The 22253-nt window shown below is 47.0% G+C and carries 19 protein-coding genes; 11 read left to right on the top strand and 8 right to left on the bottom strand.

Translation table 11 applies throughout. The features are described from left to right. Nucleotides 1-41: 41 nt before the first annotated feature. Genes gatC through C7475_RS25490 form a run of 3 tightly spaced genes read left to right on the top strand, consistent with a single transcriptional unit; the run spans nucleotide 42 to nucleotide 1670 of the window. Nucleotides 42-332 (top strand): Asp-tRNA(Asn)/Glu-tRNA(Gln) amidotransferase subunit GatC, encoded by a 291-nt coding sequence (gatC, locus tag C7475_RS25500; RefSeq protein ID WP_110056243.1) that lies wholly within the window; start codon nucleotides 42-44, stop codon nucleotides 330-332. 25 nt (nucleotides 333-357) lie between these two features. Further along, the gene (locus C7475_RS25495) at nucleotides 358-1083 is read left to right on the top strand and encodes an ABC transporter ATP-binding protein (RefSeq protein WP_110056242.1); all 726 of its coding nucleotides are present in this window, start codon (nucleotides 358-360) and stop codon (nucleotides 1081-1083) included. Nucleotides 1084-1094: 11 nt separating this feature from the next. Beyond that, on the top strand, nucleotides 1095-1670 hold the full coding sequence (locus tag C7475_RS25490; protein WP_110056241.1) for a cob(I)yrinic acid a,c-diamide adenosyltransferase: 576 nt from the start codon (nucleotides 1095-1097) through the stop codon (nucleotides 1668-1670). Between the two features lie 344 nt (nucleotides 1671-2014). Here C7475_RS25490 and C7475_RS25485 read toward each other — a convergent pair whose 3' ends face one another. Beyond that, nucleotides 2015-2677 carry an ABC transporter ATP-binding protein gene (locus C7475_RS25485; protein ID WP_110056240.1) on the bottom strand — a complete coding sequence of 221 codons (663 nt, stop codon included), beginning with the start codon at nucleotides 2675-2677 and terminating at the stop codon, nucleotides 2015-2017. Between the two features lie 100 nt (nucleotides 2678-2777). On the opposite strand from C7475_RS25485, the gene C7475_RS25480 reads away from it, so the two are divergent. Next, entirely contained in the window at nucleotides 2778-2999 is a 222-nt protein-coding gene (locus C7475_RS25480; RefSeq protein WP_012794455.1) for a DUF2795 domain-containing protein, read from the top strand. Between the two features lie 319 nt (nucleotides 3000-3318). Here the strand turns inward: C7475_RS25480 and C7475_RS25475 are convergent, their stop codons facing one another. From C7475_RS25475 to C7475_RS25455, 5 genes are all read right to left on the bottom strand, one after another. Next, nucleotides 3319-4131, bottom strand: a complete 813-nt coding sequence (locus tag C7475_RS25475) for an enoyl-ACP reductase (RefSeq protein ID WP_110056239.1) — start codon at nucleotides 4129-4131, stop codon at nucleotides 3319-3321. A gap of 81 nt (nucleotides 4132-4212) precedes the next feature. Beyond that, on the bottom strand, nucleotides 4213-5862 hold the full coding sequence (gene recN, locus C7475_RS25470; RefSeq protein WP_110056238.1) for a DNA repair protein RecN: 1650 nt from the start codon (nucleotides 5860-5862) through the stop codon (nucleotides 4213-4215). Between the two features lie 88 nt (nucleotides 5863-5950). Then, nucleotides 5951-7438: a lipopolysaccharide assembly protein LapB gene (locus C7475_RS25465; protein WP_110056237.1), complete on the bottom strand. Its 1488-nt coding sequence runs from the start codon at nucleotides 7436-7438 to the stop codon at nucleotides 5951-5953. Between the two features lie 145 nt (nucleotides 7439-7583). Continuing rightward, complete coding sequence (locus C7475_RS25460) at nucleotides 7584-8336, bottom strand: zinc ribbon domain-containing protein (RefSeq protein ID WP_110056236.1); 753 nt, start codon at nucleotides 8334-8336, stop codon at nucleotides 7584-7586. An 8-nt stretch (nucleotides 8337-8344) separates the two neighbouring features. After that, nucleotides 8345-9439 carry a Nif3-like dinuclear metal center hexameric protein gene (locus C7475_RS25455; protein ID WP_110056235.1) on the bottom strand — a complete coding sequence of 365 codons (1095 nt, stop codon included), beginning with the start codon at nucleotides 9437-9439 and terminating at the stop codon, nucleotides 8345-8347. Between the two features lie 42 nt (nucleotides 9440-9481). Here C7475_RS25455 and C7475_RS25450 point away from each other — a divergent pair, with 42 nt between their 5' ends. Beyond that, a complete protein-coding gene (locus tag C7475_RS25450) occupies nucleotides 9482-10996 on the top strand; it encodes a carboxypeptidase M32 (RefSeq protein ID WP_110056234.1) in 1515 nt (504 codons plus the stop codon). Here the strand turns inward: C7475_RS25450 and C7475_RS25445 are convergent. After that, nucleotides 10991-11659 (bottom strand): rhodanese-like domain-containing protein, encoded by a 669-nt coding sequence (locus C7475_RS25445; RefSeq protein WP_158286617.1) that lies wholly within the window; start codon nucleotides 11657-11659, stop codon nucleotides 10991-10993. The genes C7475_RS25450 and C7475_RS25445 overlap by 6 nt on opposite strands. A gap of 216 nt (nucleotides 11660-11875) precedes the next feature. Between C7475_RS25445 and C7475_RS25440 the strand changes: the two genes are divergently transcribed. The 4 genes from C7475_RS25440 to C7475_RS25425 all read left to right on the top strand — a co-directional run bounded on the left by C7475_RS25440 (nucleotide 11876) and on the right by C7475_RS25425 (nucleotide 18850). Next, on the top strand, nucleotides 11876-16744 hold the full coding sequence (locus tag C7475_RS25440) for a PKD domain-containing protein (protein ID WP_146217649.1): 4869 nt from the start codon (nucleotides 11876-11878) through the stop codon (nucleotides 16742-16744). A 51-nt stretch (nucleotides 16745-16795) separates the two neighbouring features. Beyond that, entirely contained in the window at nucleotides 16796-17833 is a 1038-nt protein-coding gene (locus C7475_RS25435) for a PorP/SprF family type IX secretion system membrane protein (protein WP_158286616.1), read from the top strand. 57 nt (nucleotides 17834-17890) lie between these two features. Next, nucleotides 17891-18361, top strand: coding sequence for a redoxin domain-containing protein (locus C7475_RS25430; RefSeq protein ID WP_110056230.1), 471 nt, complete (start codon nucleotides 17891-17893; stop codon nucleotides 18359-18361). A gap of 138 nt (nucleotides 18362-18499) precedes the next feature. Beyond that, on the top strand, nucleotides 18500-18850 hold the full coding sequence (locus C7475_RS25425) for a T9SS type A sorting domain-containing protein (RefSeq protein WP_110056229.1): 351 nt from the start codon (nucleotides 18500-18502) through the stop codon (nucleotides 18848-18850). 86 nt (nucleotides 18851-18936) lie between these two features. On the opposite strand, the gene C7475_RS25420 is transcribed toward C7475_RS25425, so the two are convergent. After that, entirely contained in the window at nucleotides 18937-20109 is a 1173-nt protein-coding gene (locus tag C7475_RS25420; protein WP_110056228.1) for a class I SAM-dependent rRNA methyltransferase, read from the bottom strand. Between the two features lie 339 nt (nucleotides 20110-20448). On the opposite strand from C7475_RS25420, the gene C7475_RS25415 reads away from it, so the two are divergent. Then, nucleotides 20449-21009: a nucleotide exchange factor GrpE gene (locus C7475_RS25415; protein ID WP_110056227.1), complete on the top strand. Its 561-nt coding sequence runs from the start codon at nucleotides 20449-20451 to the stop codon at nucleotides 21007-21009. A 66-nt stretch (nucleotides 21010-21075) separates the two neighbouring features. After that, entirely contained in the window at nucleotides 21076-22236 is a 1161-nt protein-coding gene (gene dnaJ / locus C7475_RS25410) for a molecular chaperone DnaJ (RefSeq protein ID WP_110056226.1), read from the top strand. The last annotated feature ends 17 nt before the right edge of the window (nucleotides 22237-22253 follow it).

Raw genomic sequence — 22253 nt, 5'->3', positions numbered from 1 at the left:
ACCATGTCCGATAATTATTATTTTTTCATTTAATTTGATTTATGGAAGTGAATGAGACGCTGGTACAGCAACTGGCAGACCTGGCCAGGCTTGAATTCAGCGACCAGGAGAAAAAAGAGATCAAAGGAGACCTGCAGCGAATGATCACCTTTGTGGAGAAGCTAAATGAGCTGGATACTACTCACGTAAAACCATTATTGCATCTGACGGCAGACAGAAACGTGCTGAGAGAAGACACTGTAGTCCCTTCCATAACCCGGGAAGAAGGCTTGAAGAACGCCCCTGCTGCCAACGATCAATATTTCAAAGTGCCGAAAGTTATCAAGAAATAGATCAACCTTGTAATGCTATAAATCTATGCGCCCAGTTTCCGTCATCCATTTAGAAAACATTCGTAAAAGCTATTTCATTGGCAAAAATGAACTACCGGTACTGAAAGGTATTGACCTGGACATTTTTAAAAATGAGTATGTAGCGCTGATGGGCCCTTCAGGCTCCGGTAAATCCACGCTCATGAATATGCTGGGTTGCCTCGACACGCCTACCAGCGGTAAGTATATACTAAGCGGGCACGATGTGAGTAAAATGGAAGATGACGCCCTGGCAAGTGTGCGCAATAAAGAGATCGGTTTCGTATTCCAGCAGTTTAACCTGATGCCCCGTCTCAGTGCACTGGAAAACGTAGCGGTACCACTGATCTATGCCGGCATTCCGAAGAAGGAACGGGACGACAAAGCCCGTTTTATGCTGGAAAAAGTAGGTTTGGGCCAACGTTATAAACATAAGCCTAATGAGCTTTCCGGAGGTCAGTGTCAGCGTGTGGCCATCGCCCGCGCACTGGTCAATGACCCCTCCCTGATACTGGCGGACGAGCCTACCGGTAACCTGGATACAAAGACCTCCATTGAGATCATGGAGATATTCGGAAATATACATGCTTCCGGCAATACAGTGGTGCTCGTAACCCACGAAGAGGACATCGCCGCTCACGCCCGCCGTGTAGTACGTTTACGCGACGGCCTCATAGAATCTGACAGGCTGAATGAAGAAATACTGGCAGATGCCATAAAATCCAATCAGTAAACACCTCACTGATGTCATTTAAGATCTACACCAAAACAGGCGATCAGGGTAAAACCGCCCTGATCGGGGGGACAAAAGTACCTAAAAGTAATCTCCGCATAGACGCCTACGGAACCGTAGACGAGCTCAATTCATATATTGGCCTGGTAAGCGATCACCTGTCTGCCTATACCGACACGATTGCCCTCCTACGCGAAATACAGGACCGTCTTTTCACGATCGGCGCGTCCCTGGCATGTGACCCTGATAAGGACACAAAGATGCGTATTCCCGACCTGCATGCGGCTGATATCACATTGCTTGAAACCAGCATCGATAAAATGAATGAAGTGTTGCCGGAAATGAAGTCATTCATTATTCCCGGCGGTCATGTAGCGGTATCTACCTGTCATGTTGCCCGTTGCGTATGCCGGAGGGCAGAACGCCTCTGCGTGGGACTGCAGGAGGAACAGCAGTTCATAGAACCACTGGTGCTGCAATATATGAACCGGCTGAGCGATTATTTGTTTGTGTTAGCCCGCTGGATAGGACATCAGCTACAGGTAGCGGAAATTCCCTGGAAGGCGAGGATTACGGATAAACCGTGATCCGGGTTAGATAAACTTAACGATTCCTGTTCGGCTTCCTGGTTCGATTAATATTCCGATTCCCCCGGGATTGATTTCAATTCTATTCCCCAATTCCATTTCCCGGTCCGGTTGATATCCCGATTCCCCGGGTTACGAACCCGGGGAATCGATATTATGCCCCTACGGGGTCGATCCACCTGGGATGATTATGTTATGTACGCTTTATACATGACGTATACATGCTTTATACACGACGCATACATGACGTTGAGTTGGACTTGAAAAGTCCCTGATATGCCTTTAATATGCCTTATATATGCCTTATATATGCCTTATATATGCCTTTAAGTTGGACTTGAAGGTTATACCAACTCCCCTACTATTCCCCCGTCTTTCATCACTAACTGCCTGTCGCTCAATGGGGCAAGCTCTTCGTTGTGGGTTACGATGACGAAAGTCTGCTGGAACTTATCCCGCAGTTCAATAAACAGTTGGTGCAGTTCCCTGGCGTTTTTAGAGTCCAGGTTACCTGTAGGCTCGTCGGCCATGATAATGTCCGGCTGATTGATCAAGGCCCTGGCAACCGCTACACGCTGCTGCTCACCGCCTGATAACTGGTTCGGCTTGTGCTCCATCCTGTTGGCAAGACCCAGTGTTTCGAGCAGGAATGCGGCTCGTTCCCTCACCTGCGACTTACGGGTACCGGCAATAAACCCCGGAATACATACGTTTTCTAATGCAGAGAATTCCGGCAAAAGATGGTGGAACTGGAAGATAAAGCCTATATGTTTGTTCCTGAAATCGGCCAGCGTGTTTCCTGTCAGCAATCCCAGATTGATGTCGTTTAACCAGATTTCCCCGGAACTCGGGGTATCCAGCGTGCCGAGTATATGCAAAAGAGTACTTTTGCCTGCGCCCGAGGACCCTACTATAGTAACGATCTCTCCTTTGGATACGGTAACACTCACTCCCTTCAGGACGTGTAAGTTGGAATAATTTTTGGTAAGATTGCGTGCGGTTAGCATACTCAAAGAAAAGTAATTTAACCTTTAAAATAGTAATAGTTGTTTATTTCAAATTAAATAATACTTTTGCGGAAATTCAGAAAGTAAAAATTTCGATAACATGTACTGGACCTTAGAATTAGCTTCATACCTGGAGGATGCTCCATGGCCAGCTACGAAAGACGAATTGATAGATTACGCCATCCGCTCCGGTGCACCGATTGAAGTGATTGAGAACTTGCAGGAACTGGAGGACGAAGGGGAAATTTATGAGGGAATAGAAGATATTTGGTCTGATTACCCGTCGCAAGACGACTTTTTCTTCAATGAAGATGAGTATTAGACGGATTATTTTCCATTATTGTTGCCTCAGCAATTCGCCTATGCTTAAAAAGTTTAGCCGTTCCTTTTCTTAAAGGGGAACGGCTTTTTTTTATATCCTGATCAAAGGTATTATACCTGACTAGGTGAAAAAGTGCGGAGTGAGCTGACATTGTATGCCCTGAAATGATCGTCTCCCGATGGCCCATCTAAAGACGGAGGGCCTGTATTTTCGTATTATAAATAACGTGAGGCCATATGGCTGCAAACATAAGAAACGCCGTGAAAGAGGAATATTCCTTTCTCACGGCGTTTCTATATGTTGTTATAACTGATTCGTCTTATTCTCCCATCTGCTCAATTACCTCTGCGGAAACGCCGGTAAATGAGAAGCCACCATCATGGAACAGGTTCTGCATAGTTACCATCCTGGTCATGTCAGAGAACATTACCACGCAGTAGTCAGCACACTGTTGTGCAGTGGCGTTACCCAACGGGCTCATTTTCTCTGCATAGCTCATGAAACCATCAAAGCCTTTCACACCACCACCTGCAGTAGTTTTGGTAGGAGACTGTGAAATTGTGTTTACACGTACTTTCTTCTTGAAACCATAGTGGTAACCGAAGCTGCGCGCTACTGATTCCAGCATGGATTTAGCATCCGCCATTTCGCTGTAATCAGGGAATACTCTCTGAGCAGCGATGTAGCTCAATGCTACTACGGAAGCCCATTCATTCAAAGCATCCAGCTGATATGCAGTCTGCAGTACACGGTGCAGGGACATAGCTGAAATATCGAATGTTTTGTGAGAGAAATCATAATCCAGGTCAGTGTAAGATCTGCCTTTACGCATATTGATGCTCATACCCACAGAGTGCAGTACGAAATCTATTTTGCCGCCAAAATGCTCCATGGATTTAGTGAAAAGGGTTTTCAGATCATCCATATTGGTAACATCAGCGGGTATAACAGGAGCCTTACATAATTCAGCCAGTTTGTTGATCTCTCCCATGCGTAATGCTATCGGAGCATTGGTCAGCACAATTTCGGCGCCTTCTTCCACACAGCGCAATGCTGTGCTCCAAGCCATAGACTTCTCGTCCAATGCACCAAATATGATACCTTTTTTTCCTTTTAATAAGTTATGAGCCATTGGGTTCAAAAATTAATTTCGGCAAAAATAGCTGTTATAGTTGAAAAAAAAAGATTAATTGAAAAGCTACCAGGTGATTAGCTATTTCACCAGCTCTCTTGCGTTCTCCAACGCTGCCGCAGTGGGCTTTTCACCGCTCAGCATCTGGGCTATTTTATTGATGCGTTCTTCTCTTGTCAACAGCCTGACATTGGTAGTTATTTTACCGTCGCGGGCATCTTTAAATACGAAGTAATGAGCGTCTGCCTTGCCTGCGATCTGCGGCTGGTGGGTGATGCAGATGATCTGATGACCACGTGCCATATCTTCCATAATAAAGCTTACCTGGCGGGCTGCTTCTCCGGAGATACCGGTATCAATTTCATCGAATATCAGCGTTGGCAGGGCTACAGACTGTGCTACCAGCGACTTAATACACAACATCAGCCTGCTTAGTTCACCACCGGATGCTACTTTCCTGATGGGGGCAAACTGACCGCTCTTATTCGCGTCAAAGAGCAATTCTACGGTATCCTGTCCATATGGGTTCAGCCCTCCCTGTGCGATAGACGCTTTCAGGCGGGCATTTGGCATTCCCACCTGGGCCAGCAATGCATTCACTTTCTCCTCGAATGGCGCTGCGGCTTTCACACGTGCATCCGTGATCGTGTCCGCCTGTTGCTGCAATACTACTCTTAATGCCTCCAGTTCGCTTTCCAGGTCTGCCAGCTTTTCATCCATGTTCAGTGCACCTTCAACGCTGCTGGTCAGTCGTTCCTGGATCTGCAGCAGTTCGGCGGTTGTTTGCACACCATGCTTTTTCAGCAGTTTATAGCCCATTGACAGCCGCTCGTTCACCAGTTCTATACGGGCGCCGTCAAACTGTACCTGATCATTCATATGGCCTATTTCTGAAGAGATATCCTGCAGCTCTACATAGGCTGATTGCAGTCTTTCAGCTACCGCCGGCGCATCTTTATGAAAAGCGGCCAGCGCCTGTACGGAAGACTGTATCTGTTTCAGTTGCTGAAGGATGGGGTGTTCATCTTCGTTCAGCTGGAAATATACACGGCTCAGCGTGTTGCGGATCTCTTCCGCATGACTCAATACTTTCAGTTCAGCGTCCAGTTCTTCGATCTCATTTGGCGTGAAGGCCGCGTCTGCCAATTCATCCAGCAGGAATTTGTTGTAATCAAGTTCCTTATTGGCACTGTCCCGCTGATCTTTCAGCTGTTTCAGCTGACGCTGCACCTGCGAGTAGCGCTGGAACTGCTGCTGATATTGCTGCAGCACGGCAGGCTGGTTCACCAATGCATCCAGCACTTCACGCTGGAAGTCAGATTTTTCCAGTTCATGCGTATCGAACTGCTGATGGAGGTCTACCAGGTATTGACTCAGCTCTGTGAGCTGGTTCAGGTTGACAGGAGTATCATTGACGAATGCGCGTGACTTTCCGGCAGCACTGATCTCCCGGCGGATGATCAGCTGATCTTCCATATCCAGTTCGTACTGTTGAAAGAAGGCTGCCACCTGTGATTTTTTAACTTTGAACGCGCCCTCTATTACACACTTTGCCTCTTTGTCAAGCAACATTCCCGGGTCTGCACGCTCTCCCAATATTAATGACAATGCACCCAGCACGATTGACTTACCAGCACCTGTTTCCCCTGTAATTACATTCAGGTTGCCGGAGAAATCCACCTCCAGGTGATCAATGATAGCGTAATTCTTGATAGTTAGTTTCTGTAGCATAAGGAGTATTGGAAATACGAATATATCACATTGGATTATTCCGCAAATTAATGCGCCTGTTACGAACTGTATCTGCGTAGCGACAGGCTCAACTGCCGTTTAAACGTTGTATGCCTGCCTTTGCCCGCTGATCGAGTGAATTCTTATAGTCATGTCCTTTCATGTCCAGGCACGCCTGGTAACACTTCTGGGCTTTGGCTTTATCATTCCTTTTCTCATAAATATATCCCATCTGTAAAGAAGCCCTGGCCGCAAAATATTCCTGCCGGTTAGCCCCTGTCCTTACCGTTACCTCGTACATCGTAATAGCACTATCGTCCATTCCCATTTCATCGTAGATACGGCCCAGGCGATACGCATACTCCAGCTTTTCTTCCATAGACGCAAAGTCGGCTGCTTTCTTTGTTTGCAGTAATTTCAATGCATCCGGGAAAAAACCACCATCACTCAACAAACGAGCTTTCAGCAATAACGGGTGCGGCCACCTGCCGCTCTTCGCATCTTTTAATGCCTGCTTGTCTGCATCGGTTTCCGTGTTCCCCCTGGTCAGGATCATATTACGATACTTGTTGGCAGCATCCATATTATTGTGCAGGTAATAGTACCAGCTAAGACGTTGCAACCCTTCCTTAAGATAGAACTTCCCTTTGAAGCGGTCTACGAACTTCAGCAGGTAAACATTGGCATCTTCATCTCCACGGCACAGTTTCAGTTGTCCCAGTACATAATATACATATGGGATCTCTTCATACTGCACACTGTCATTCCGCTCTGTCAGTATTTTAATACCCAGCGTGGCTTTCTGATTGTTCATGGCAATGTTGGCCACCATCAGAGCGAAAAGGTAGTTATTTTTTGTATCCAGCTTATACTTCTGGATAAATCCCCAGACGTCTTCCGGTTTATTTTCGATGAATAATTTAAGATAGCAATAATAGTAGCAGGCTTCTTCCCTGAATAACTTCGCCACTTCCGTATTACTGTCAATCACCTGTTGTACCAGCTGCATACCTTCCCGGATGCTTCCTTTCATACCAAGCGTATTGGAGATCCAGCGGTATCCTTCGGGAATAGTACCGAAAACGGTCTGCATGGAGCCGGCCAGCATGTTATTAGGAAGGAACTGCGGGAACTTTTTCTGATTATCCTTCAGTAGCAGATAAGCTTTGCGAATATCCCATACAGCATCCCATTTTTCGCTGAACTTTACACGGATCATTCCCCATTGGAAACGGATAGCAGCCTGGGTATAGAGGTAATAAGGCGAATTGGTGGGACCTTCTTCCATACGTGCAAGGCGATCAGCCCTGAGTGCTTTTTTCTGCGCATACAGCGCAGGATCTTCATTGAAGAAGAGGGTAAAAAAGTCAGCATAGTTTTCCAGGAAATATGGAATGAGATTATCCGGGTGCGCCTTTTTCTCTTCTTCGAGCAACGCGGCGCCGGCATCGAGACGCAATTGCATGATAGCATCATATGCCTGCTGGCAACGGATATTAAAGTCGTAAACTTTTTGCCGCCCTGTTAACGAAATTGTAATACTTAAGAATAACCCCAGCAGGAATGATATGCGCATGGACACAAATATATCTGATTATTAACTCCGGGCCTATCTACCAAATTCCAAACCAAATTTTTCACTGCCCTTCCAGCCTGAATGTAAAAGTCCCGGCCTTAAAGCCGGGACTTCCTACACTATTTAAATAAGTTATTGCTTACTATTAGATAGTTACTGTCGCTTCCAGGTCATTATCAACCAGGATACGGCCACAGTGTTCGCAAACGATGATCTTCTTACGCTGGCGGATCTCAGCCTGACGTTGAGGAGGAATAGCATTGAAGCAACCACCGCAGGAATCGCGGGAAATGGTTACTACTGCCAGACCGTTACGATAGTTGCTACGGATCTTTTCGTAAGCAGCCAGCAAACGGGCTTCTACCTTAGTACGCGCTTCATCGCTCTGTTTGCGGAAACCTCTCTCTTCTTTCTCAGTTTCACCGATGATCTTTTCCAGTTCACCTTTCTTGTGCTTCAGGTTAGACTCCTTATCAGCGATAGCCTTCTTAGCGCTTTCCAGGTTACGGCTCTTATCCTTTACCTCTTCGTTAGCGTCTTTGATATGCTTTTCGGCCAGTTTGATCTCGAGCGACTGCATTTCGATCTCTTTGGTGATAGCTTCAAACTCACGATTATTCTTAACGTTATCCTGCTGCTTCTCGTATTTCTTCATCAGGGCCTCTGACTCTTTAATTGCCGATTTCTTGTTGGCAATAAAGTCCTGGATGCCACGGATCTCATCCTCTACATGAGAGAGACGGGTGTTCAGCCCTTCGATCTCATCTTCCAGATCCTTTACTTCCATTGGCAACTCTCCCTTCAACACCTGGATTTCATCCAGTCTGGAGTCCATCTTCTGTAGCCTAAGTACAGACGCCAATTTTTCTTCTACGGAGTATTCTTTTACAGTAGCCATGTATGTTTTTATAAGTAATTTACCGGATTTGTACGAATTGTAGATTTAAGAGGCGCAAAATTAGGGAATTTTTCAGTCAATATATGATAAAATAATTCAACCGTAAACTGCTCACTCTCGAAATGCCCTACATCCGCTATAACTATTTGATTTTCAGCATCAAAAAATTCATGATATTTAAAGTCGGCTGATATATACGCATCGGCCCCTGCTGATATGGCCTTTTTCAGGAGAAAACTACCGGCTCCTCCACAGAGGGCCACTTTCTTTACAGGTTTCCCCCTGAGTGGTGTATATCTCACGCATCCCGTGTCGAATTGCTGTTTTACCCAACGCAGAAAGGTGTCCTCATCCATCGGCTCTTTCAGGTACCCTACCAGTCCGGAACCCACCTGCGCATATGCATTCTCCAGTTTCACAATATCATATGCCACCTCTTCATATGGATGGCTGTCCAGCAATGCTCTGATCACATATTGTTCCAAATATACGGGAAATATCACCTCCACCTTTGTTTCGGCCTCCGTGTGCTGCTCTCCGGCCTTACCCACGTGGGGATTCGTGCCTTCTTCCCCTTTAAAGGTACCCGTTCCCTCCACGTTGTAACTGCACTCGCTATATGCGCCAATATGTCCGGCGCCGGCTGCAAAGAGGGCAGTCCGCACCTTCTCTGCATCTGCCTGTGGCACAAATGTATAGAGCTTACGCAGCAACTCCTTTTTGGGCGACAGAACGGTACAATCCTTCAATGCCAGGCGGCGGGCCATCATTTCACACACGCCGTTCCGTACATTGTCCAGGTTTGTATGGGCGGCATAAACGGCAATATCGTTCTTGATGGCTTTTATAGCCACCCTTTCCACATAGTTACTGCCATTGATCTTTTTCAGTCCGCCGAAAACAATGGGATGATGAGCCACCACCAGATTACATTTTCTGGCAATAGCCTCGTCTATCACAGCTTCGGTAGCGTCCAGCGTCAGTAATACACCGGTTACCTCCCAATCCGCACTGCCAAACAGCAGCCCTGCATTGTCGTAACTTTCCTGGTATTGTAATGGTGCAAATGCCGCTATGGCATTGGTAATATCCCTTATCTTCATATTGGCGGTAATTTACCCCTACTTTTGCACAAAATCAACAGCATGGCACAGACCTTATCTACAGCAACACAATACGAAACCTATAAAGGGAAGATGCAGCAGATCGCAGACATCCGGAATGCGATTGCCGTACTTAGCTGGGACCAGGAAACCTATCTGCCGGAGAAAGGAGCGGCGTTCCGCGGACAGCAGATCACGACCCTCAGTTCCCTTTCCCATGAACTGTTCACGGCAAACCAGCTGGGAGAACTGCTGGAAACGCTCAACAAAGAGAAACAAAACCTGGAACCTGTAGCAGCAAAGAACATTACGCTGTCCCTGGAGGATTACCAGAAGAACAAAAAATACCCGGCCAGCTTTGTCGCGGAACTGTCGCAAACTACCAATGAATGTTATCACGCCTGGATCAATGCCCGCAAGGAAGGCAGCTATGCTGTTTTTCAGCCTGTGCTGAACAGGATGGTAGAATTGAAAAGAAAAGAAGCCGACATCCTGGGATATGAGGGACACCCCTACAATGCCCTGCTGAATGAGTATGAAAAGGGAGCCACAACCACCATGCTGGACAAGGTGTTTGCTGATGTTAAAACAGCACTTACCCCTTTGCTGCGCAGCATTGAGCAACGGCCGCAAGTGAAAAAGGATTTCCTGCACCTGCATTATGACCGGAACCGTCAGTGGGAGTTTGGTATACAGCTGTTAAAGGCTATGGGCTACGATATGGGCGCGGGCAGGCAAGATGTATCAGAACATCCGTTCACCACCAGTTTCAATCCACAGGACGTAAGGGTGACCACCCGGATTGACGAGAAAGATTTCGGCAATATGACCTGGAGCTGTATCCACGAAGGCGGACATGCTTTGTATGAGCAGGGACTTGATACAGCGGCTTATGGACTACCCTCCGGAGAGGCTGCCAGTCTGGGCATTCATGAATCGCAGTCCCGGCTATGGGAGAATAATGTAGGGCGCAGTCTCGTTTTCTGGGAACATCATTATCCGCAGTTACAGCAGCTCTTCCCTGACAACCTGGGTACTGTCAGTCTGCAGGACTTCTACAAAGCCATCAACCTGGTACAGCCGTCCCTGATCCGTACGGAGGCAGATGAACTGACCTATCATTTTCACGTGATGGTACGTTACGAAATTGAGAAAGGATTACTGGATGGGACTTATCAGACTAAGGACCTTCGCGAGATATGGAATTCCTACTATAAGGAATTTCTGCATGTAGATGTTCCGAATGATACGCAGGGCGTTTTACAGGACATCCACTGGTCGCACGGCAGCTTTGGTTATTTCCCAACCTATTCTCTTGGCAGTTTCTATGCAGCGCAGTTCTTTGCTACAGCGCAGCAACAGATCCCCGGTTTAACCGGCCAGATCGCTGCCGGCAAGTATGATGAGCTGCTAACCTGGTTACGTCAACAGGTACACCAATATGGCCGTTATTACACCTCCAATGAGTTGTGTGAAAAAATAACCGGTAAGCCCCTGGACTTCAGTTATTTCCTGGAGTACGCCACACAAAAATTCGGAGATATCTACGGCTTATAATTTATCGGATACCCCCTCTTTGCGCCACACTTCCCTGCCGTCTTTGTAAAGGATAAAAGTAGGCAGGGAAGTGGCGTTAATAACCTGCATCACCTCGCGGTCACGCCCTCCGTCCACTTTCAACAGGTGTACTGCCTTATGCTCTTTCAGGTATGCCTGTAATACGGGTTCCATCTTTTTGCAGGGAGGGCACCATTCAGCGCCGACATCCACCAACACCTCTCCGGATGCTATAACCGTGTGAAAAGTATCTACACTCATCTGTTGCTGGTTGGTTACACCCTCCACGGCCAGGCCGGCCTGCTTCCAGGCGTTGATCCCGCCTTTCAGTTCTATCACCTCCCGGAAACCATTGTCACGCATCCATTTAGCCGCCGCAGTACTGCGTCCGCCGCTTAAACAATATACATATATGGGTTGTTGTTTGTCCAGGTATTGTACTCTTTCAGCAAATTCCTGCTTTTTGGTATAATCGGCCTGTAATGCATTGTGAAGATGGCCGGAATTGAACTCCCCGGCCGTCCGTACATCAAAAACCTGCGCCTCCTTTTTCTGTATAGACTGCTGAAACACAGCTACATCTACCTGCTGCGCCTGTGCACTACTCATTACTGAAACAAGTAAACCTACCGATGCGACGTATGTATAATATTTATAAATCATATTTTTGCTATATATTGTCGAGCTTGTACTTCCGTAAATTGTTCGTAAGTGCTGCATTGGAATAACATTTGTGTGCTATTGGGACAGCCCCTGAACTGTTTGTGCAAAGTTTACGTTTTAATCGTTACGGATCAGTATTTTTTTCAATTTGTTTATTTTTTACAATTTATTTTTCACCCTGTGCTGGAGTCTATTGACAAAGGCCATATCCGGAAAATGAAACACCAACACCTACGCCAATTTACGCACTTCTGGTATGCTTTGTCATACTTCGTAGTGTTTTTCCTGCTTTCTGGTGCCAAGGCACAGTCTCAGAACACGGTAGAGTTTACAGCCGACAACTGGAGTGGTTGCGGCGCCGTCTTCGTTCAGTTTTTAAATCAGTCAAGCCCTGTCGGAAGTGCCTCATGGGACTTTGGAGACGGTGGGGCCAAATCAACCTTATGGAACCCTACGCGCTCCTTTAACAGGCCAGGTACTTTTAACGTGGTCCTGACTGTAACTTTTCCTAACGGACAAGTAAGTTCGGTTCAACATGTCGTGAATGTTTACGACAAACCGAATGTAGTGTTTTCCACCTCCCCTATCACGGGTTGTACTCCCCTGAACGTAACATTCCGGGACCAGTCAACTCCTGGGGACGGAACGATCACCAGCATCAACTGGGACTTCGGGGACGGTAATGTAGCCACGGGATCGAGCGCTACGCATACCTATGACAAAGGGGGCGGCATTGTAGCCACGTCCATTGTTACAAACAGCTTTGGCTGTACTAACAGTGGCTCGCAGATCCTGCAGGTGAATCCTACCCCACAGGTATCTTTTACAAGTAACAACAGAGGCGGTTGCCGTATACCGGTTACTGTCAACTTTACCAATACAACTACGTTGAATACAGTCGGTACACTACCGGCTGTTACTTATTTATGGGACTTCGGAGATGGTACTACCAGCCCCGATCAGCACCCCAGCCACGATTATACCAGCAATGGCAATTTCACAGTAAGACTGACAGCTACCACGGCGGATGGATGTACACAGACCATCACATCTAACAACTATATCGTAGTAGCTACCGCACAGGCCAATTTCTCCATTCAGCAGGCTGCCTGTTCCGGTACTAATGTGACTTTCACCAATACTACGCAACCTGCTCCGGTTTCTGCTGTCTGGACATTCTCTGACGGTACCGTGCAGAATACCATAAACGCGGTAAAGAGTTTCGCTACTCCGGGTAATTATTCCGTTAGCATGCGGTCTATTACTTCGGATGGTTGTGAAGCTGTTGTTACCAGGAACTTTACTATTTCTGCACCGCCGACAGTGAATTTCACTATGTCGCCAACCAGTGCATGTTCCGTTCCGGTAAATGTACAGTTCACCTCTTCCGGCACCGGTGCTAACGCCTGGGCATGGAACTTCGGAGATGGTACTACGGGCAACATACAGAACCCGCTGCACAATTTCACGACAGAGGGCACCTTCAACGTGAAAGTGATTGCCACCAGTGCTGCAGGTTGTAAAGATTCCGCTATCAACTCAATTACCATCCGGAAACCAACACTGGCCATAACCGGGACAAACAGAGGTTGTATACCGCTGACCGCAAACTTCGGCACCACCATCGTGAGCCCTGATCCGGTTGTATCCTACGCATGGAACTTTGGAGATGGAACTACTTCTACCCTTCCAACTCCTTCACACGTATATGCAACGCAGGGCAGGTATAACATCTCCCTGACCATTACCACGCAAGGAGGTTGTACACAGACAGCCACCTACCAGGTGCTTGCAGGCCGCCCTGTAGCACCTGACTTCACTGTCGATAAAACAAGTGGTTGTCAGCCGACCGTGTTCAATTTTACGAACCTTACACAGAACCTCAATGGTTTAACATACCAATGGATATTTGAAGAAAACAGTGGAAGTAACGGTACTGCTACAGTGAGGAATCCATCATATGTGTTCAATACCATCGGCATGCACGATGTAACGCTGACAGTTACCAACAGCGGCTGTTCACAAAGCATCACCAAGACGGATTATATTGAAACACTTGCGCCGATCGCAAACTTCACGATCAGTACACCGGATTGTAACAACCGTTATACAAGGACATTTACAGATAATACCAACTGGGGAACAGGTCCTGTGGGAACTTACTCCTGGGATTTCGGAGACGGCACCACCGACAATACCCCATCCCCTACCCATACCTGGGCGGGCGATGGTACGTACACTGTTGTGCTGACCGTATCTAACGGTACGTGTACCTCTACTTATTCTGCGGTTATCAGGATCATTACTGAAAAGCCGACCATCGATGCAACGCCAAGTGTTGTTTGTCTCGGTTCTTCCATCGCCTTTAGTTCACCTCCTCCTATTCCTGGAACTATTCTTTCCTTCAGATGGAATTTCGGCGACGGCAGAACAGGTACCAACACCAGGAGACCAGTGATCACTTACAGAAATGCAGGAACTTACATCGTAACATTCAGCGCTACTGACGTAAACGGTTGTGTGCTCACATCAGATCCATTAACAGTAGAAGTAAACGGCTCTGTATCAAACTTCACAATTGATCCGCGCCAGTGTAAAGACGAGCCTGTTACATTCACCGATCAGTCAACCACCCGTGCCGGTAATACGATCGTCAACTGGAGATTTGATTTTGGCGACGGTTCAGCTCCGGTAGATTATACCACTCAACCAATCGGTATCACACATACTTACAGTACACCGAACACTTATCCGGTAAAGCTTACTGTAACAGACAATACAGGTTGTACTGACGACTCAACACTGATTGTCGAAATCCCGAATATCACGGCCAGCTTCAATGGCAGGGACAGCATTGCGTGTCTGGGTATACCTTTCCAGTTTAATAATACTTCTGTAACCGAACCGCTGACCTATGCCTGGACATTCGGCGATGGCGGTACAAGCACAGATAAAGATCCGGCACATATTTATACCGCCGAGGGTAAATACACTGTAACACTGGATGTAACCAGTGCCAACGGTTGTACTGCTCACACGGAAGCAACAGATTTCCTCAGAGTACCTAACCCGATCGCAGACTTTATCTTCCCTACTGTAGCAGGAGATATCTGTCCGCCGGTGATAGTACAGTTTACTAACCGCTCTTCCGATTATGTCAGAACATCCTGGTCTTTCGGAGACGGTAGTTCATCTGACGAGGTAAATCCAACACATAACTATATCAGGCCCGGCACCTTCCCGGTTACGCTGACCGTTTATTCACAAGGCGGTTGCGCAAGCCCGGTAGCAGGACCTAAAGACATCGTGATAGCAGGACCTGACGGAAGCTTCTCCGTAACACCTGAATCAGGCTGCTGGCCGCTGACAGCTACCATGACAGCAGTAGCGCCGACGGCACAACGTTTTATCTGGGACTTTGGAGATGGATATTCCGTACGTACCACTACTCCTGTTTCTCCGGCTTATACTTATCAGAAAGAAGGTGTGTACTATCCGGTAGTATTGCTGGAAGACCAGCGCGGATGTACTGTTGCTGCGATAGGTAGTCCAAAGGTAACGGTGGACAAGATCACACCGGCTTTCTCGGCTGACGTGACCCAGGCTTGCGATGGCGGAACAGTATTCTTCAGTGATTCTACCAAAGGCGTTTCCATCGATGATGGTTTTACACCTACCTATGTATGGGACTTCGGTATCTCCGGCCGTACAGATGATGTGGCTACAGGTCCTAATCCTTCTTTCCTTTATGATACTCCGGGCAATTATACCGTGACATTAACTGCTACCAGTTACTATGGTTGTGTGAAGGATACGACAATGCAGATAGTAATAGAAGCGAAACCTCTTGCAGAGATCACACCAATACCTCCTGTATGTCTTGGCACCGCGATACAGCTGGTAGGAACAGACACCAGGAATCTGCCAGGTACTACCTGGAACTGGACTACGAACGGTCAGCAATATCCGGTACAGACGCCTCCTTCTATCACTTATCCGCAACCGGGCATCTATCCTGCAGAACTGATCATCACCACTGCCAGCGGTCTTTGCGCCGACACAGCTACTCAGAATGTCGAGATAGCAGCTTATCCGACACTTTCGCCAACGCCAACTGAGGCTGTACTTTGTCAGGGTCAGACACTTACGTTGCAGGCAAATACAGAAGCGGGTGTTGATATCACATGGACAGACTACAATATTTCTGATTTTAAAAGCGCCTCACCGACCGTAACGCCAGATATCGACACAACTTACCACGTAACAGTTGTAAACACTGCCGGTTGTAGTGCCGAAGCGGACGTTAAAGTGACCGTATCAGAACCGTTCACTGTACAGGTAAGTGATGCAGATGTTTGCGCCGGCGGAGCAGTACAGTTACATGCAGAAGGAGCTGTTACTTATAAATGGACGCCTTCAGACGGTCTGAGCAATCCGGATATCGCAAATCCACTTGCTACTCCTTCCCAGACCACTACTTACCAGGTAACAGGATATGGTAACGACAATTGCTTTACAGATACAAAAGCGGCCACTGTTACCATACATGAAGCGCCTGTTGTAAATGCAGGTCCTGACATGGAAGTACCTGTAGGTACAGCGGTACAGTTACCGGTTACAGGCAGCAACGATATTACCCAGATAGAATGGTGGCCGGTCAACTCACTGAACTGTGTGGATTGTCTGACGCCAACAGCTACTCCGAGAGAGAACACTACCTATCATGTAAAAGTGACTAACGCTTATGGTTGTACTACACTGGACGATGTAACCATCAACCTGGTATGTTCACAAGGCGTGATATTCCTTCCTAACACGTTCACACCGAACAATGACGGAGCGAATGACATCTTCTACATCAGGGGTAAGGGTATGAAAGCAGCTAAATCATTCAGGATATATAACCGTTGGGGACAACAGGTGTTTGAAAGGACCAACTTTAACATTGAAGATCCGGCATATGGATGGGATGGTCGTGTGAATGGCCTGCCAGCTAATCCGGACGTGTTTATTTACGTGGCAGAACTGGTTTGCGACTCAAACGAAACTTTTACACTTAAAGGAAACGTAATGCTGGTAAGGTAATATACCTGCCAGCATCCCATCAACAACCGTATGACTATAAAATATGCCAGCATGAGAATGAATTGTAGAAAACTGTTAGTGGCACTGTGCCTTTGCAGCACACAATCACTGGTAGCACAGGACATTCACCTGTCCCAGTTTTATGAAACACCGATCTTACGTAATCCGGCACTGATAGGCCTCTTTAACGGCGACTACCGTATCCAGGCTGTATACAGGAATCAATGGAACAGCGTTACTATACCATACCAGACAGGCACCTTAAGCGCAGAACTTAAATTCCCCGTTGGGAATAGCGAGGATTTTGTGACCGCAGGCCTGCAATTCACATATGACAGGGCTGGTACGGCCCGCCTGCAATCAGTACAGGCATTACCAGCTGTGAATTACCACAAATCACTCAGCCAGGACAAGAACATGTTCCTTTCGGTAGGATTTACCGGGGGAATTGTACAGCGACAGTTCGACGCCACCAAGCTGACCTTCAATAACCAGTACAACGGCGGCCAGTTCGATCCTACGGCGGCCACCGGAGAAGAAGGCAGACTGGCGCTGCGCGGATACTCTTACCTTGACGCAGGCGCCGGTATCAGCTTTAACAGTACACTGGGTGTGGACGAGCAGGTGACCTATTATATCGGCGCTGCCGTGTTCCACTTCAATCGCCCGAAACTGTCGTTCTTCAAAGACGCCAGCATCGCGATGGACCCCAAGTTTACTGTCAATGCCGGGATCACCTTCCCGCTGCAGGAAAGACTGAAGTTCATTGCCCAGTACAACGAGATCCATATGGGCGCCTACTCAGAATACCTGGGAGGAGCACTGTTGGGTTACAGCCTGTATGACGATGGCATGGAAAGTACCAGGGCATTCTATTTCGGGGCCTATATGCGTTATAAAGATGCTATTATCCCTTCTTTCCGTCTCGACATGGAAAAGTATGAGGTGGGCGTAACATACGATGCGAATATTTCGAAGTTAAAAACAGCCAGTAATACTTTCGGAGGTTTTGAGCTTTCACTGGTATTCAAAGGATTCCTTAACAGCCGGAACAGCACGCTGGAAAGCATACACTGTCCGCGGTTCTAAATTGCAGCACCAATTGTTACCTTTACATCTGACTTCAATAACGTAAACAGATAACAGATGAATGTAACAATTGGTGCCAAAGCTCCGGCCTTTTCGCTCGTTAATACCGAAAGGCAGAAAGTCTCCCTGGACGATTTTAAAGGACAGAACCTGGTGATCCTATTTTTCCCGATGGCATTTACCAGTACCTGTACCGCGGAACTTTGCAGTATCAGGGACAATATAGCGACTTATGAGGGTTTGAATTCGACGGTGGTGGGTATATCTGTCGACTCTCCTTTCACGCTGAAGCAGTTTAAAACGGACCAGAACCTGAATTTTCCGTTGTTGTCAGACTTTAATAAGGAAGCTTCTCCGGCTTACGGCGCTTTTTATGAGCAATTTATGCTGGACCTGAAGGGAGTTTCTAAAAGAGCAGCCTTTGTTGTGGATAAAGATGGGGTGATCAGATATGCGGAGGTGTTAGAAGAGGCAAAACAGTTACCTGATTTTGAAGCAGTTAAGAACACGCTCAGTAGCCTGCAATAAAAAATATCAAAAAGCGTTAAATTTTTTAAAAAACTAATGGCAAGTCATCTTTTTTGGCTTGCCATTTGTTATTTTTACATAGGATGATATTGTGAAATAAATCGACTAATATTTGAAAAAATCTTTATCTTTACGGGTATGTGGAAAACCTCTACACTATTACTTACTTGCTTCCTCTGCCTGGCGTCCCTAGCCAGCCGTGCACAAAGCGCTAAAACTTCTCCATTTTCCGATGGAGGTAGTAAGATCGTGAAGCTATATCCAAACCCGGCAACCAGCAGGATTAATTTCGAATTACAGAACAATAACGAGCAAGGTTATGATCTTATTGTCTTTAATTTTCTGGGAAAGAGAATAGATCAGTTTAAAAACCTGAACGCACGTACTACGATTGAATTAGATAAATATTACAGTGGTGTATATATTTTCCAGTTGAGGGACCGTCAGGGTAACCTGGTAGAATCGGGTAAGTTCAACGTAGTTAAATAATTCTTCAGACATTTCCTTCTAACGACTTATAAAAGAAAAGGGGTCCGTATAAAACGGGCCCCTTTTTATGTTTTGCTGATATCCGCTTACTGTACTTCTACGATAAGGAATTTCAGGTAGGTCGTGTTCTCAATATTCCACAGGATAGGATGGTCCTGGGCCTGTGTCTGGAAGGTTACCTGACGCAGTTTCTTTTTAGCGTCCTTTGCAGCCATATCGATGATCTCCAGGAAGAGGGAAGGCGGTACCAGGTTTGTACAGGAAGCTGTTACGAGGAAACCTCCCGGTTTCAGCAGCTTCATACCACGCAGGTTGATCTCCTTATACCCGGTGATCGCTTTCTGGATGTTTTCACGGCTTTTGGTAAAGGCCGGCGGGTCCAGGATGACCACATCGAACTTCTTCTCCTCACGTGTCCACTGTTTCAGGACATCAAATGCATTGACAGCCTGGAACTTACAGATGTCGTCCAGATTGTTCAGGGTGGCGTTACGGCGGGCGGTATTAACGGCATGCTCGGAAATGTCCAGGCCCAGTACGCTCTTAGCACCATAATGACCAGCATGGCAGGAGAAGGTACCTGTGTAGCAGAATGCTTCCAGGACGTCGGCTCCCTTTACGATATGCTGAATGGCACGACGGTTATCCTGTTGATCGAGGAAATAGCCAGTTTTCTGCCCGTTTTCGATATCTACATGGAACTTCAGGCCGTTCTCATTGATAATCACGTTTGTATCGAAAGGAGCGCTTAAAAAGCCCTTTTGCTGCTGTAATCCTTCCAGTTCACGTACGGGTACGTCATTACGCTCATAGATCCCCTTTGGAGAGAAGATCTTATTGAGGGCGTCGACGATAGCGCCTTTCCAGCGGTCCATTCCTAATGCCAGCGTCTGCAATACAAAATGGTCGTTGAATTTATCGATCACCAGGGCTGGCATTTCGTCTGCTTCTCCGAACACGAGGCGGCAGTTTTCCACATATCCCAGCTGCTGGCGGTATTTCCAGGCTTTCAATAAACGGCGATAGAAGAAATCAGCATCGATCTGCTCGTCTTTATCGCGCGTAAGCAAACGCACCAGGATCTGGGATTGGGGGTTGATATATCCCCTACCGATAAAAAAGCCCTGATGAGTAAATACGTCAACCGTATCGCCGGCAGTTACCGGTCCGTCAATCTCTCCCACTTCATTCCCAAATATCCAGGGATGCCCCTGCAGTACACGGTTTTGTATCTTTTTCTTTAAAAAAACTTTGGTCATTGCTATTTTTTCCAGGCTGCAAAGGTAAGGCAATTACAGATTAGGAAGGGTAATTTAGAAGCTGGAAGCCTTTGAGATCAATCGAGCCGGGACCGATCTCTATATCTAAAAGCATGTTTGGCCGTATCTACGCCGTTGTTTCTATATCGCACGATATACAAACAACGGATAGACACGGCGTAGCGCCCTTTTAGATATAGAGACGGGTCCTGGTTAAACCGGGGTTAAATGCTGAATACGCCCTTGTGTCAATTTGTCTTTTCCTCCCGGCTTGGCAAGTTAATTGTCTGATGTACCTTTGCAGACAATATTACTTCATAAAAAGAAAACGTATAAGATATGCAGACAAACGGACAGGACACCGAAAATGGTGGTAAAGGCATGCCGGACATTAATGCTGATGAGAATCTGAGCGGCACCACACACCTCAACGATGCCTTGGCGGATGAAAGCGAACTGGATAAAAAACAGCAGGAGCTGAACGAAATGAGGGATAAATACCTTCGTCTGGTTGCGGAATTTGACAATTTCAAGAAACGTACAGCCAAAGAACGTATTGAGCTGATGCAGACTGCCAACAAGGAAGTGATCATTTCCCTGCTGGACGTGCTGGATGATAGTGAGCGTGCAGCTAAACAAATAGAAAATGCCTCCGATATCAATGCCGTAAAAGATGGTGTTTCGCTGGTTTTCAATAAGTTAAAGTCGACCCTGCAAGCCAAAGGCCTTAAACCTATGGAAAGTTTGCACACCGAGTTTAATCCTGACTTACATGATGCTATCACTGAAATTCCCGCACCTTCTGAAGAACTGAAAGGAAAGGTAATTGACGATATGCAGAAAGGTTACTACCTGAATGACAAATTGATACGTCATGCCAAGGTAATAGTAGGGAAATAAATGACGTTCTGACAGAAAAGCTTTCATTAACCATGCCGGCAGAAATTGCCGGCTTTAGTGTGATATATGTCTACCAAAAGAGATTACTACGAAATACTGGGTATAGCCAAGTCCGCCTCCCAGGATGAGATAAAAAAGGCCTACCGCAAAGTAGCGATGCAGTATCATCCTGATAGAAACCCCGACAACAAAGAGGCGGAGGAAAAATTCAAGGAGGCGGCAGAAGCCTATGAAGTATTAAGTGATACCGACAAACGGGCGCAATATGACCGTTTCGGACACGCTGGCGTTGGTGGCCGTGGCGGCTTCAATGGTGGCAATATGAACATGGACGATATCTTCTCCAACTTCGGGGACATCTTCGGAGAAGATATTTTCGGTAGCTTCTTCGGCGGTAACCGCGGTGGCGGTGGTGGCGGCAGACGCAGCAGAGGGACCCGTGGTTCCAATCTGCGCATCAAGATCCGTCTTACCTACGAAGAGATCGCTAAAGGCGCCAACAAAAAGATCAAAGTTAAAAAATACGTTCCCTGTAGCCACTGTAGTGGCCTGGGTGCGAAGGATAAAAACGCGTTCCAGACCTGTGGTACCTGTGGAGGTTCCGGTCAGGTAAGGAAAGTGACACAGACCTTCCTGGGTCAGATGCAGACAGTAACTACCTGTCCTACCTGTCATGGTGAAGGACAGACCATCACCAGCAAATGCGGTCACTGTAAAGGAGAAGGTCGTGTTTATGGCGAAGAAATGGTGAACATCGACATCCCAGCGGGCGTACAGGAAGGCATGCAACTGAGCCTGAGCGGAAAAGGTAATGCCGGCGAAAGAGGCGGCGCTCCCGGAGATCTGCTCATACTCATTGAGGAAGAGCCACATCCCGAACTGCAACGTGATGGACTGAATGTAGCTTATGACCTCTACATCTCCTTCCCTGATGCCGTATTTGGTACCTCAGTAGAAGTACCGACCATCGACGGTAAAGCGAAAATTAAAATACCAGCAGGTACCCAAAGCGGAAAAATCTTCCGCCTGAAAGGTAAAGGCTTCCCTTCCGTTAACTCTTACGAAAAAGGTGATCAGCTTATACATGTGAATGTATGGACCCCTCAGCAGGTAAGCAGCGAAGAAAAGGCGTTCCTGGAAAAGGTACAGGCATCCGATAACTTTAAGCCTAATCCTGAAAAGTCTGAAAAAGGCTTCTTCGAGAAGGTAAGGGATATCTTTAGCTAAGCCCAAAACTTACAATC

The organism is Chitinophaga sp. S165 (assembly GCF_003182155.1).
GTDB lineage: Bacteria > Bacteroidota > Bacteroidia > Chitinophagales > Chitinophagaceae > Chitinophaga.
The sequence above is the reverse complement of the archived record's forward strand: the minus strand, read 5'-3'. Positions and strand labels throughout refer to the sequence as shown.